Below are 13,545 nucleotides of genomic sequence, written 5' to 3' on the forward strand. Positions count from 1 at the left end.
ACTGCGGAGCCGAACTTGGTTCCGTGGTTTCTTTGTTTTTTTATTTATAAACACGATTTTTAAACCTTATTCCTGGGACATTGGAGTATGGTATACCTCAAGACAAATTTTGGTCATTTCGTCAATGGATTTTGCAAAGTCTGATTGTATCCATTTAAGGAGAACATTATAGAGGGCCCCTGCTTTAAAGTATATTCGGTACACATTCTCGTCGCTTTTGTCATGAGCAGTAGAAAGCATCATTTCATTCAAGCAATCCAGAATTACATGATCAAATTTTGCACTTTGAAGTGCTTTGTAGATGTTCCGCTGCTGAAAAATAACTTCAAAAAGCACTTTGATAAATTTTTGAGGTTCTTTAGCTTTGCCTGTTAATTCATTGGTGTAAGGTAAGAGTTTTTGATTAATTTCGAAAATAAGCGAATCGACCAAATCCACCAGGATCTCTTGCTTGGAGGAATAGTTGTTGTAATAGGCCGTTCGAGAAACCCCTGCGCGTTTCACAATATCGGTGATGGTGATTTTACTAAAAGACTGTTCCTGGATCAAGAAGACTAATGCCGTGCAGATGGCTTCTCTTGTCAAACGGTTAGTTTCTTTATTGGAACGATGCTGAGAGGTATTTGGACTGTATAATTCATGATTTGAGATGACATTTTCCCTCCGTTTGTACATTCTGATGTTCGTTTCATTGTTTTTCATGAGTCTTTTCAATATGCTAAAACCATAAGGCATTACAAATGTAATGTCAAAATAATCGTTAGTTAAAATGGGAGGGCGTCATGTTAGAAATCTTATATAGACGATTGTCAGCGGTGCTGCTTTTGATCCTAGCACTCTGTGCTACGGTATTCATTGGCAAAGAAACGGTAATCTCGATCGTGACCATTATCTTTTTGTTAGCAGATTTAGGCATCTCTTTTTTACTCTTAAAGAAACGTGAGAAGGTACATGTGGTTTTTATTAGTGTGATGGTGGCAGAAGGGCTATTCTTACTAACAAGAGAATTTTGGCTGCTTGCGCTTTCTATCCTGCTGCTGATCGTAGCGGGCATATGTAGAGGACTCTTTGGGCAATCGGGGAGCAAAAGAGTCACTCCGTTTCTAGCCGTTCGTAAAGTGTTATTCAGCATTACTGCACTTATCGTTACTGCACTTTGGGGGATTGGAATCTATGCAAAACCTATTACAACACCTGTGGCATTATCAGCTGATGCGGCTATGACGATCGATGAACGTAAATTGGATTCTGCAGCAATGATGCTGAAAGATATTGAAGTAATGAATTCTTTTGGAAGCCGTACAACCGGCTCTGAGGGTCACAATCAGTTTATTGCTTGGCTGGAGCAGCAGGTAACGGATATGGGGCTGCAAGTATATCGTGATCGCTATACTTTTGACCGATGGGAAGAAAAGAACAGTGCTTTAATGATTGATCAGCAGGCAATTCATGTCTCTTCAGCTTTTCCCTATTCCGGGGAAACTGACGAAAAAGGTGTGACAGGGGAGCTGGTGTATACGAAGCGTGGTGAATATGGCCAGGCCAGTGGAAAAATTGCTGTCATTGAAATTGAGAATTTTAGAAATTTTCCAAGTGGGATCGTTATGAATATGCGGGCTTCATCTCCAATGGACAACCAAATTGCCCCAAATGAAGGCGATCTGGTCCTCACTACAGCTTTAAAAGAAGCTAAATTGGAGCAAGCGACGGAAATGGGCGTAAAAGCTGTTGTTTTAGTCTGGAAAGGGGTATCTGACGATAAGGTTGAAGAGCAATATGTGCCTTTTACCACCGATTATGCAGGAATCCCTGCAATCTGGGTTAATGAAACGGAAGGGAAAAAGGTGATCAGCGCAGCTCAGGAGCATAAAGAAGGTACGGTTATTTTAGAAGCGGAAATTCAAAAAGATGCCCCAACAGAATCCTTTTATGTGAAAATTGACGGTAAGAATAAAGACGAAGCGATTATCGTAAATACCCATACGGATGGGATAAATGTAGTGGAGGAGAATGGCGCTGTGGGCATGCTGTCTATGATTCGTTACTTACAGCAGGAGCAGCCGGAACGTACGATGATTTTCGCTTTTGTGACAGGACATTTTAGATTACCGGAGTTCAAAGGGTCCTCTCAGGCAACTTCCACCTGGATGGAGGGGCATCGAGAGCTGTGGGATGGCAAGAATGGTCATTTAAAAGCTGTAGCTGGAATTACGGTTGAGCATTTAGGCAGCATGGAGTGGAAGGACGATGATACGGGTCATTATGGTCCAACTGGACAAATAAGTACAGAATATACGTATGCAGGCAATGAAATGATGGCAGCCATTTGGCTGAAGGCTATTGAAAAGACAGATAGCACACGTACTGTATTATTGCGTGGACATAACAAGTTTGAGTTTGGAGAGAGTCAGCCCTTATTTGAAGCAGGGATACCGGTGATTGGATTCATTCCAATGCCCGACTATCTGCTCGTGGATAGTGACAACAGAGAGATGGACAAATTTGATGCAAAGCTAATGCATACGCAAATTGTATCGTTGCTGAAAGCGGTCAAGCTAGTGGACGGAACGGAGACGACTAAACTCGGGAAGTCAGATGGGTATTCTTTTTTCTACGGTCGTACTAAATGATGGTGGCAGTTCAAGATTTGTCATGACGAAGATGAAATTAGCTTGAATTCAAAAACACTGATGATTTAAGTCAGTGTTTTTTTGTTGCAAAAAGGGGGTATATTACGGCTTAAAATGGGAAAATTTCGTTTTTTTGTTAGCATCAAAGTAGGAGGAAACTTGTGACATCACATATACGCTAATCAATCAATAGCTCCTTCGGGTGCTTTTTGTGTTATTCACTGAGTTGTTAGAAAGATTTGTCCCTTTCTTGAACGTTTAGGGATTAAGAGATGTCGATGATTGAAATACTTAAAATTTAAGATAAGATAACTTTAATTATTAGGCCACGTTATTAATTTGACTGCTCAGTAACAGGTAAATCAGGTTCGCCAACTCTTGCTTTGTGAAATATTTCTCTTTTTACATAGCAAAGAACGAGGAATGTCATACTAAAACGAACAGGAAACGATGTCGCTGAGCCTTGCTAAACCTGATATTGAATGCAGCCTACAGTTAGCGGGCCTAATCATAAGTATCAACTTAAGACGAAAAATGAACAGAGTTTTGAAGGGAGCAGTAAAGAATGGCAATTGATACGGTGCTATGGAGCAGGCTAGTGACAGGCTTGACTCTCGGGTTCCACGTTATTTTTGCGACGATTGGCGTCGGTATACCGCTAATGATCGCTATAGCAGAGTTCATCGGGATCCGGAAGAAAGACCCCCATTATACACTTATGGCAAAGAGGTGGTCTCGAGGATTTGTCATTTCTGTGGCGGTTGGTGTTGTGACCGGTACAGCGATTTCACTACAGCTGGCCCTGGTATGGCCGAATTTTATGAAACTGGCTGGGAATGTCATTGCACTTCCGTTATTCATGGAGGTGTTCGCGTTCTTTTTCGAGGCTATCTTCCTGGGCATTTATTTGTATACGTGGGATCGGTTCAAAAATCCATATACCCATTGGCTGCTGACGATACCGATTGTCGCCGGGGCAGGCATGTCTGCCGTTTTTATTACGACGGTGAACGGATTCATGAACCAGCCTGAAGGCTTTGTCATGGAAGCAGGCCAATTCACAGCGATTAACCCGGTGCAAGCGATGCTGAATACGGCGACGTTCTCCAAAGTGTTCCATGTATTAAGCTCGGCCTATTTAACAGGAGCTGCCTTGTTAGCCGGGATTGCAGCCTTCGCGATGCTGAGAAAAGGTGTGTCCGCATACCACAAAAAATCTTTAAATCTCATGATGGCGGTCGTTTTACTATTCGGTTTGCTGAACACGATAGCCGGTGATGTGTCCGCCAAGTTTTTGGCCGAGCATCAACCAGAGAAGCTTGCAGCGGCAGAGTGGCATTTTGAGACGAGTAGCAGGGTGGATTTGGTTCTATTGGGATGGCTGAATGCAGAGCATGAAGTTCTAGGGGCTCTTCATCTTCCGAAGCTGCTCAGCTTCCTGGCCTTTGGAGACTTTAATGCAGAGGTGACGGGGCTCGAGGAATTCCCCAAGGAAGAATGGCCACCACTTCTCGTTCATTATCTGTTTGATTTAATGGTCGGAATCGGATTTACTCTGCTCGCGATTTCGTTCCTATATTTTCTGTTTGTGTTCTGGAAAAAGCGTAATGAGCTTAACAAGTGGATGCTTCGCATCATCGCACTGAGCGCCCCCCTCGCTTTTCTGGCTGTTGAGCTGGGTTGGTTTTATGCAGAAGTCGGGAGACAGCCGTGGATTATCCGTGGATATATGCGTGTTGAGGAGGCTGCCACGTCTTCACCGAATGTAAGAATTATATTCTTCGCCTTATTGCTCTTGTACATCGTACTCGGCAGTATGTGTGTAATCGTGCTAAGACGCTTGTTCAACAATAATCCGGCAGAAGCTGAGATGGAGAAATGGATGAAGGATCATCCTAATCATTCTACCGAAAAGGGGGGCACTGAATGATGAGTTACGAATTGATTGGCATCTCGGTGCTCTGGCTGTTTTTGTACGGCTATTTAATTATAGCTTCCATTGATTTCGGAGCGGGCTTCTTCGCCTTTTATGCCCGTTTAACGAAGCAGGATCATCTCATTAATCGTCTGATTTCGCGTTATTTATCACCCGTTTGGGAAATTACAAATGTATTTTTTATCTTTTTCTACATTGGCATCGTCGGTTTTTTTCCGGACACAGCCTATTATTATGGCTCCGCGCTACTTGTTCCGGGAAGCATTGCATTGATTCTTCTTGCGATTCGCGGTTCATTCTATGCTTTTGAAAATTACGGTTCCAAGAAAAACATAGTATATCTTTTTTTGTACGGAGCTACAGGTTTGCTTATTCCAGCATCGTTGTCAGTGGCGCTAACTTTGTCTGAAGGCAGCTTTATCGTGAAGCAGGGGGAGACGGTTTCTCTGGATTACTGGACGCTGTTCACCAATCCGTTATCGTGGAGTATCGTTGGACTGGCAATTGTGTCCGTTTTGTTCATTAGCGGCTCATTTCTGACATTTTACGCTTCTCGGGCAGAGGATCATTCCGCGTTGAAGCTGATGCGCAACTACGCCCTGTTTTGGAGCACACCGACGATAATCCTCGCACTTACAGCATTTATCTATTTGGGTCAACACAATGAGCGGCATTTTCAAAATATGATGGATTTATGGTGGTTGCTGGCACTTTCCGTTGCTTTCTTCATGATCGCGATGTGGCTATTATATAACGGACGCCGTTACGGATTAGCTTTTATATGCGTCATGTTGCAATTTTTCTGTGCCTTTTTCGCTTATGGAATTGGGCAATACCCTTATATTCTTGATCCATATATCACGATTCAGAGCAGTGCAACTTCACCGGCAATGGGCTTAGCATTAGTTATTGTGTTTATCGGCGGTCTATGCCTGTTGATCCCATCCCTTATTCTGGTCTTCAGACTCTTCCTGTTTGATGCGGATTATGTAAAAGGGAAAAAATAAAGCTGATTAATCCATTACGGCATGTTTGAGGTTTCCCTACAAGCCTATATATAAAGGAGGTGTGATCTGTGAAGAGGAAATCCAGTTTGATTTCTCAACAAATGTCTTCACAAAGGAAAAACATGGCTCTCCTCGCAATCATTTCGCTCGGGCTTGGTATAGCTATTGTGAGTCAGGCTGGACTGCTTGCTGAAGCAGTCCAACGGATTTTTGTGGAGAGAGCTTCATTTTCATCGGTTATCCTGTTGCTCGGTATACTTCTGGCTATTATGGCTGTACGCACACTATTGTCTTATGGAAACGGTATTGTTGGCTTGCATATGGCAGCTGCTGCCAAGACAAATATGCGCGCAGCCGTGCTGCAAAACTTGACCCATGCTTCAATGCCTTCAACCCTTAGTGGACAGACGGGAGGGAAGGTCAGTATTGCTCTGGATGCTGTGGATGAGGCTGATAGTTATTTCAGTCAATACATGCCGCGTATGATGGAAGCTGCTATCATCCCGGTTCTGATTTTGGTCGTTACATTTATCCAACATGCCAACACGGGGTTCATTCTATTGTTTACTGCTCCGTTCATCCCGCTGTTCATGATTTTGGTAGGGCTGAAAACGAAGAACAAATCCGAAGAAAAATATGCGCAACTCGCTGAGTTTTCAGGGACGTTTCTGGACTCTCTTCAAGGACTGGTGACATTGAAAATATTTGGACGGGCTCACCGTCAGCAACAGGAGATTGAACGCAGTAGCTTGGGTTATCGTGATGCCACGATGGGTATTTTGAAGATTGCGTTTACGAATACCTTCATGCTGGAATCAATCGTGATGCTAAGCATTGGTATTGTGGCTCTCGAACTGGCCATCCAGTTGCTTGTTTTCAAAGCTATGACGTTCCACACTGCCTTTTTCGTTTTGCTGCTCGTTCCCGAGTTTTACAACCTGTTAAAGAATACGGGAACAGCCTTTCACAGCGGCCGGACAAGTATGGGTGCGGTTCGTAAGGTGGAACAGATGCTTGAGGAAACGGCAGGGGAGAGCAGGGACGCTAATGGCATTGAAGGAGCATTAACAACCGATGGAATCGACGAGATCGACAGCATAGATAAGGTCGGGGATAGGACCGACAGAATAAGCAAACTGGAACTTGCCCATTCTGGAGACCTTTTAATACCACCGTCTATCGTAATTGACCAACTTCGGTTTCAGTATGCTCCAGATTCTTTCGAGCTTAAGACGGGGCGGATCAAGCTTAGCCCAGGAGAACACATTGCGATTGTTGGCAAAAGCGGTTCCGGCAAAACGACTTTGCTACATCTCATTGCCGGTCTGCTGAAACCAGAATCGGGTACGCTTCTGGTGAATGGAAGTCCACTCTCGCAATACGATGAAACCGAATGGTTCGAACATGTTAGCTACATTACACAGCATCCGTATATTTTTGCAGGCACATTTTCTGAAAATATTGCGATTGGTGCTGGTGGAAACATCTCCAGAGCTGAAATTGAGCGGGCGGGGGAGGAAGCCGGACTCGCTGCGCTTACAGCCCAATTAGAGCATGGATTTGATACCTTTGTTGGTGAAGGAGGCCGGGGACTGTCTGGTGGGGAAAAGCAGCGGCTTGCCTTAGCACGCGCTTTTTTGAAGCGTCCTGCTATCATTTTGTTTGATGAACCCACAGTTGGACTGGATTTGCACACCGAGCGGGTACTGCAACGCTCCATAGCCAAACTGGCAAAAACGGCTACGATGATTACGGTGGCTCACCGATTATATACGATTCAACAAGCCGACAAGATTTTGTTTATGGACAATGGAGTGTTGGTGGACTCGGGACGACATGACGAGCTTCTGGAGCGCCTGCCTCAGTATGCCGAGATGATTGATGTAGAGCGGAAAGGGGGGATATCCTCATGAATGAACTGGCTGTTCTGTCAAAGGCGATGATTCAGGAGCGCAAGGATATCATTCTTTCGATTTTGGGTGGATTTATTGCCGGCATAGCCGGTGTGGCACTCTTTTCTGCGAGCGGGTATCTGATTTCACAAACGGTATTTGCGCCACCGCTTTATACTTTAATTGTACTCACCTCCATGGTCAAACTGCTGGGTCTGCTTCGGGCGGCGAGTCGTTATGGAGAACGCTTGTATTCTCACCGGGCGACTTTCTCCATGCTTAGCCGTTTACGTACATCCTTTTTCGCCAAGCTTATTCCTTTAACTCCTGGTATATTGAACAAAAATCGAAGCGGGGATCTGCTTGCGCGGATCGTTGGGGATGTGGAAAGTTTGCAAAATTATTTTTTGCGAGTCGCTTATCCTCCGATCATGGTCGTCATGGTATTTTTGGCTACGGTGCTGTTTACTTCTACCTTTTCGATCTGGATTGCCGTTTTGTTTGTAATAGGTATGCTGGTAACGGCATTCGTTGTACCGGGAATTGTGTTACTCGGGCAGCGGAGAACACATGGACGCGTTCGTGAGCAGAGGGCGCAGCTGTCCACGGAAGTTACCGAAGTGTTGTACGGTTTCCGGGATTTGAAAGTATATGGTCAATTGGCACAGCGGGAGGAGCAGCTTCAGCATGCTTCCGCTGTATTAGCAACTGAACAGCAACGAGCAGCCGGGCACTTGCTGCGCGGGCAATCGATGCACACTTTTGTTACATTTCTCGTTTCCTGGGGAGTGCTGACGCTCGGCGCCTATTTAATTATGGAAGGAGCGCTTGCAGGCGTATTTCTTGCCATGTTGGTTATGGCATCACAAACCGTATTTGAAGAAGCGACGGCTATGGCCACATTACCCGCGTATAAAGAGGATAGCGAACACGCAGCCAAACGACTGACGGAAACAGTTCAGACTTTTGATGAGCAGTCTTCGCAACCAAGTGGCACATTGCCTGTTAATCATGCTGTTACGATGGAACTATCCAATGTTACATTTCAATATGAAAGGGAGTGGAGACCGGCACTCAGGGATATGTCCCTGCACATTTTACCTGGCTCCAAAACGGCAATAGTCGGGCCGAGTGGGTCAGGAAAATCAACAATTATCGAATTGCTGCTCAAACTGCGAACACCAACGGCTGGCGAGATACGATTAAACGGTATTTCGGTGAAGGAACTGGACGAGACGAGCATTTGGCAAACGGCTAATGTGGTATTTCAGCAAAGTCATTTCTTCCGGGGAACGATTCGGGACAACCTGCTGCTGAATGGAGAAGAACACGCTGACGAACAATTGTTGGATGTGCTAGCTAAAATGCAGCTGCCCGATACATCGTTGACCGATATGGTGTATGAAAAAGGGGAGAATCTGTCAGACGGCGAGAAGCAGAGGTTGGCTATGGCGCGAGCGATGCTCCGCAAAGGACGGGTATGGCTTCTGGACGAACCAACTTCATCGCTGGATTATGTGACAGAGCATCACGTATTGAAGCATCTCTACGCACAGGCGGCTAATGATACGCTTCTCCTGATTTGTCATCGGCTAACCGGATTGGAAGAGATGGACCAGATTGTGGTCATGGACCAAGGCAGGGTAGTCGAAACGGGGTCCTATTCGGAGTTGATGGAGCAAAAAGGCTATTTTTATGAGATGAAACAAATCGAACAGCAAATGATCGGAGAAGTTGAAGTGTAAATATAGACCAAACACATCAACTTGTTGCAAATGTCACTTCTCAGATTCCGATGGTTTATGCACGATTGATTCAAAAAATGGTTAAGATAATAACTAAAGGTTGATCTTGTTTGGTATTATCCCCTTCAAGTAGACACTCGAAAAAACCTGCATGTTATCATGGAGGTTCGAGTGACACTTGGAGGGGATATTTTTATGGCGAAAAAAGGACAAACATTCCAACGGAAAAGGGCCACACAAGCTCCTTGCGAAGCTCGATTTAGATTGTAATGATCTTTATTGCTGTCACATTTTGGGTCGAGCTCTTCGTTGTATAGAGCGTAAAAACAGAATCGAAAGATGAGGCAGATCGTTTCAAGGCATTTTTTGAACTTAAGGAAAAGGTGCTAAAGAACGGGGAAGCAGGGCTGTTTTATATGGTTGCCAATAACCCGAATCATCAAACAGATCTTGGAACGAAGTTGACTATCTTCTACAATCCATCTCAATTGCGCGATAAGATTACGGATAAATCCATTAAGATCGCAGACAACATCAATGGAAATTATACTTTCCAAAAGGCGGACGTAATCTTTAAAAATGCTCAGGAAGTGAATCCTCCTTCTTCGGAAGAAAAGAAGAAAATGGCAGAAAAGCTGAGAAAACAGGCGGAAGAGTCCAATAAGGGCTATGCAATGATGTCTGTTGAAATGACAGATCAGTTTTCTCTTCTCAATGTTACGTATCAAAATGGCGAAGATAAAATCGGGGTTATGATCAATAATCTGAGCGGGAAAAGCGACCCAACATCGTATATTGACGAGAAAGTTGAATTTAAGCAGGAGAAGGTTCAAGTGAAGGGTGTAGAAATGCTGCATACAGAATTTGGTCCTTCGCAGTGGCACGAGCTGAAATGGGTATACGAGAGCCCAGACAAAAAGGTGAAATACGCCTATACTATACAAGGAGACTTGAATAAGGTAAGCAAAGAAACCTTGATGAAACTTGCCGAAGGTTATTTGGAATAATAAGTCCAACAACAACGGGAATCTTCTCCAATCCAAATGAGGGGATACCCTCTAGTAAGTCATAGTCCTTCTCCATTTTTTATCATAATCGTTTCTAAGCACCGTTTTTAATTCCGTGGAACAATGCAAAAGAACGACCGCTGTTCGCATCATTTGCGACAGGGCGGTTCTTTTGTTTTCATAGGTTAGCTGTAAATTGCTATTCTTGCCAAACACTCATAGGGTCCCATGGCTTGATCTGATTGTCATATTTTCCAGCCAAAAAAGCTTTCATGTCTTCCAGCTTAGCAGGCACCTCGTTCCAAATTGGAAGGGGTGGTAACCCTCGTTTGCTTTTCAATAGGATATCCACTGTAACATACAAGCGTTCTGGCTGAATCCAATGAAGGAAGCGGGAAATCTCCATTTGCTTGGTCAGGGACAAGGAATCGATTTCATCATTGTAATGCTTGTTGAACTCGCTGATCAGGTTCAAGAGGTAGTCTCTCTGTTCCTTCACGAAATCCAAGCCGCAAATGGCGCCATGCCCTGGAACAACGATTTCGGGTTTAATTTCATCAATAATGCGATCAAGCACTTTAACCCAATTGAGGGTTCCCTCTTCGCTGTATGCCGTACAACCATTAAACACGACATCGCCAGCGAACAGCACTTTTTCTTTTGGCATCCACAAAAGTAAGTCACTATCAGAATGGGCTGGAGCTACGTTGTGAATCATAACTTCTGTATCGCCAAGACGGATGTTGATATCGTCCTTTATCTCAATACTCGGGAGCACCCATTCTACGCCTTCCAGGTCGAATCCTTCAAATTCCGCTGCAAAAAACCGCTCACCCGGAGTCGATTCCGGAGAATTCTTTCCTCTTCTGATGACGCTGTCCATCCAAGCGATATTTTCGGTGAGACGCTCTCTGGAGGCTTCCTTGTGCATAATAATACAAGCATCTTCAAACACTTTGTTTCCCCAGGCATGGTCGCTGTTATAGTGCGAGTTCACCACATATGCAGGAGAGTCGCCGTTGCTTACTTCCATAAAAGCCTCCCGCATTTCCCGCGCATGGAACAAATCGAAGAACGTGTCATACACCAACCCATCACCCTTGTTGATGAATCCGGCATTGGCCCAACTGATCCCACGATACGGCGAAATACCAGCAAAGACACCATCTGCGACTTCAAAAAATTTAACGCGAGGTTTTTGGATAATACGTCCATACTTCATAAAAATTCTCCTTTACGTATATGTTTTTAGGATAAGGCATACTGACTAAGTCATTATTATAGAGAATGAAAAGAATAAATGCAAGCGAGCACTTGCTTGCATTTATTCTATGCGATATGATAGTAAAAGAGCATGCTCACGCAAGTGGTACCTGACTGCAAAACTTGTAGTAGAATAGGTTTAACATATGCAAAAGGAGAAATACAATGCAAACTTCAGACAGAATCATTGAAGCCGCGACACAGCTCATCAAAAAGAATGGCTATCGGGGAGTAAGCACCAAAACCATTGCAACGGAAGCTAAAGTAAATGAATCTACGATTTTCCGGCAATTCGGAAGTAAGCAAGGGATATTGGAAGCCATCATTCAAAGACATTCGGATATTCCGCAATTTGAGAAGCTGTTAAAAGAGGAAGCGACCGATAATCCGGAAGTCGATCTGCTGAATGTAAGTCAGCAGTACCGTTTGTTCTTCCATAAAAATGCGGACATCATTTTGATTGGTATCCGCGACAAAGGAATGCTTCCCGAATTAGACAGAGTGCTGGCCGATCCGCCGGCGAAGCTTCACTCCTTGCTGGTTGAATATTTTGAACGCTTGCAGAAGAAAAAAGTTATCGCCAGGCAGGATGAGCGTCTTGTAGCAATGTCTTTTCTCTCGATGTGTTACGGATTTCAGATGAGCGAGCTGATTCACCGGCAATATCAATCCCAATTTGTCACCGAGGAAGAGTTCTACAAGCATAGTGTCTCATTGTTTGTTAAAGGAATTTTGGCCTAGTCATAAGCATTATTGATTTATTTAATGAGAAGTCTAAACTTACGCTGGAGGATGACTTTTGTTCATGAATGTAGTTTTTAGTAATGGAAAATAAAATACGTGGATGCATTATATAAAAACAGACTCATTAAATTAAGCCCATTTTTTTCTAGGGCTTTTTTTGTTTGGGACCTCAGGATTGTATTTGGTCTATACTCAAACTTTCGTGTCAGAGTTATTGTACGAGCTTTAATGCAAGACAATCATGCCTATTGTATTCGAATTATCCGAGGCTGTACTTACTTAATATCTTATAAGAAATTCTTGAAATTACAGAAATTTATCCAATAACGAGATGCTATTATACAAATACAAATAAAGACGAGGTGATGATATGCAAGCAAAATTGGCAGCGGACGCCATTCCCCTCCCCAAAAAGCGGAACTCATGGATAAGGACGATAAAAAAGTATAAAGTGATGTACGCTCTCTTGTTCCCGGCATTAGTTTACTTTGCCGTATTCAAATACATTCCTATGGCGGGAATCATTATTGCCTTTAAAAACTATAACCTAGCTTTGGGACTATGGGATAGCCCATGGGTGGGATTTAGAAATTTCACAGATTTTATGAACGGCGTTTATTTCTGGGACATCATGAGAAATACGATTATCATATCCCTGTATAAGCTGTTGTTTGGTTTCTCAGCTCCTATCATACTTGCTTTGCTGCTCAATGAAGTTTATACCCAATGGTTTAAGAAAATCGTACAAACGATCACTTATTTACCCCACTTTCTATCATGGGTCATTGTTTATGGAATGATGGTGGCATTACTAGCCCCAGGGGATGGTCTTTTTAACATGATTTTGAAGGAAACTGGAGTTGAACCCATCTCATTCCTAACGGAACCTGCCTGGGGCAGACTGCTGATCATCTTATCTGAAATATGGAAGGATATTGGATGGGGAGCGATATTGTACCTTGCAGCATTAGCAGGAATCGATCCAAGCTTATATGAAGCGGCTAGAATTGATGGCGCTTCCAAGTGGAGACAGCTATGGCATGTAACACTTCCCGGCATTCGAGGCGTTATGATTCTGATGCTGATCCTTAAATTAAGCCATATTCTGGATGCTGGTTTTGACCAAATATTCATGTTTGCCAACAGCTTTAATCAGGAGAAGATCGACATTATCGACACATGGGTATACCGTGAAGGGCTCGAGCGACTTAAGATTGGCTTGGCTACTGCTGTGGGATTATTTAAAGCGGTCATCGGATTTGTTTTAGTGTTGGCAGCGAATAAGCTCGCCAAAAAATTCGATGGGCAAATTTGGTGAGGT

At 43.8% G+C, this 13,545-nt stretch carries 10 protein-coding genes; 8 read left to right on the forward strand and 2 right to left on the reverse strand.

Annotated elements, in window-relative coordinates:
• Positions 1 to 66 precede the first annotated feature (66 nt).
• Positions 67 to 702: a TetR/AcrR family transcriptional regulator gene (locus NSQ50_RS15795; RefSeq protein ID WP_212592203.1), complete on the reverse strand. Its 636-nt coding sequence runs from the start codon at positions 700 to 702 to the stop codon at positions 67 to 69.
• A gap of 80 nt (positions 703 to 782) precedes the next feature.
• On the opposite strand from NSQ50_RS15795, the gene NSQ50_RS15800 reads away from it, so the two are divergent.
• The 6 genes from NSQ50_RS15800 to NSQ50_RS15825 all read left to right on the forward strand — a co-directional run bounded on the left by NSQ50_RS15800 (position 783) and on the right by NSQ50_RS15825 (position 10,217).
• Positions 783 to 2,630 (forward strand): hypothetical protein, encoded by a 1,848-nt coding sequence (locus tag NSQ50_RS15800; RefSeq protein WP_052097061.1) that lies wholly within the window; start codon positions 783 to 785, stop codon positions 2,628 to 2,630.
• A gap of 565 nt (positions 2,631 to 3,195) precedes the next feature.
• Complete coding sequence (locus NSQ50_RS15805; protein ID WP_076223692.1) at positions 3,196 to 4,560, forward strand: cytochrome ubiquinol oxidase subunit I; 1,365 nt, start codon at positions 3,196 to 3,198, stop codon at positions 4,558 to 4,560.
• The gene (locus tag NSQ50_RS15810; RefSeq protein ID WP_076223695.1) at positions 4,557 to 5,573 is read left to right on the forward strand and encodes a cytochrome d ubiquinol oxidase subunit II; all 1,017 of its coding nucleotides are present in this window, start codon (positions 4,557 to 4,559) and stop codon (positions 5,571 to 5,573) included. Before NSQ50_RS15805 ends, NSQ50_RS15810 begins: the two co-directional genes overlap by 4 nt.
• A 68-nt stretch (positions 5,574 to 5,641) precedes the next feature.
• Entirely contained in the window at positions 5,642 to 7,486 is a 1,845-nt protein-coding gene (gene cydD, locus NSQ50_RS15815) for a thiol reductant ABC exporter subunit CydD (RefSeq protein WP_076106652.1), read from the forward strand.
• Entirely contained in the window at positions 7,483 to 9,210 is a 1,728-nt protein-coding gene (gene cydC, locus NSQ50_RS15820; RefSeq protein ID WP_076223697.1) for a thiol reductant ABC exporter subunit CydC, read from the forward strand. The genes cydD and cydC overlap by 4 nt, the downstream gene beginning before the upstream one ends.
• Before the next feature lie 383 nt (positions 9,211 to 9,593).
• Positions 9,594 to 10,217, forward strand: coding sequence for a hypothetical protein (locus NSQ50_RS15825; protein ID WP_143760499.1), 624 nt, complete (start codon positions 9,594 to 9,596; stop codon positions 10,215 to 10,217).
• Positions 10,218 to 10,416: 199 nt separating this feature from the next.
• On the opposite strand, the gene NSQ50_RS15830 is transcribed toward NSQ50_RS15825, so the two are convergent.
• On the reverse strand, positions 10,417 to 11,439 hold the full coding sequence (locus tag NSQ50_RS15830) for an MBL fold metallo-hydrolase (protein ID WP_076223701.1): 1,023 nt from the start codon (positions 11,437 to 11,439) through the stop codon (positions 10,417 to 10,419).
• Positions 11,440 to 11,645: 206 nt separating this feature from the next.
• On the opposite strand from NSQ50_RS15830, the gene NSQ50_RS15835 reads away from it, so the two are divergent.
• Positions 11,646 to 12,221, forward strand: coding sequence for a TetR/AcrR family transcriptional regulator (locus tag NSQ50_RS15835; RefSeq protein WP_076223704.1), 576 nt, complete (start codon positions 11,646 to 11,648; stop codon positions 12,219 to 12,221).
• A gap of 373 nt (positions 12,222 to 12,594) precedes the next feature.
• Positions 12,595 to 13,542 carry an ABC transporter permease gene (locus NSQ50_RS15840; RefSeq protein ID WP_036677080.1) on the forward strand — a complete coding sequence of 316 codons (948 nt, stop codon included), beginning with the start codon at positions 12,595 to 12,597 and terminating at the stop codon, positions 13,540 to 13,542.
• The last annotated feature ends 3 nt before the right edge of the window (positions 13,543 to 13,545 follow it).

It is taken from the genome of Paenibacillus sp. FSL R10-2788 (genome assembly GCF_038003885.1).
GTDB lineage: Bacteria > Bacillota > Bacilli > Paenibacillales > Paenibacillaceae > Paenibacillus_AQ > Paenibacillus_AQ odorifer.

Excerpts from the sequence above, each read along its gene's own strand:
- NSQ50_RS15805 (WP_076223692.1), top strand. The coding sequence starts at position 3,196 with ATGGCAATTGATACGGTGCTATGGAGCAGGCTAGTGACAGGCTTGACT.
- NSQ50_RS15835 (WP_076223704.1), top strand. The coding sequence starts at position 11,646 with ATGCAAACTTCAGACAGAATCATTGAAGCCGCGACACAGCTCATCAAA.
- NSQ50_RS15840 (WP_036677080.1), top strand. The coding sequence starts at position 12,595 with ATGCAAGCAAAATTGGCAGCGGACGCCATTCCCCTCCCCAAAAAGCGG.
- NSQ50_RS15810 (WP_076223695.1), top strand. The coding sequence starts at position 4,557 with ATGATGAGTTACGAATTGATTGGCATCTCGGTGCTCTGGCTGTTTTTG.
- NSQ50_RS15795 (WP_212592203.1), bottom strand. The coding sequence starts at position 702 with ATGAAAAACAATGAAACGAACATCAGAATGTACAAACGGAGGGAAAAT.
- NSQ50_RS15830 (WP_076223701.1), bottom strand. The coding sequence starts at position 11,439 with ATGAAGTATGGACGTATTATCCAAAAACCTCGCGTTAAATTTTTTGAA.
- cydC (WP_076223697.1), top strand. The coding sequence starts at position 7,483 with ATGAATGAACTGGCTGTTCTGTCAAAGGCGATGATTCAGGAGCGCAAG.
- NSQ50_RS15800 (WP_052097061.1), top strand. The coding sequence starts at position 783 with ATGTTAGAAATCTTATATAGACGATTGTCAGCGGTGCTGCTTTTGATC.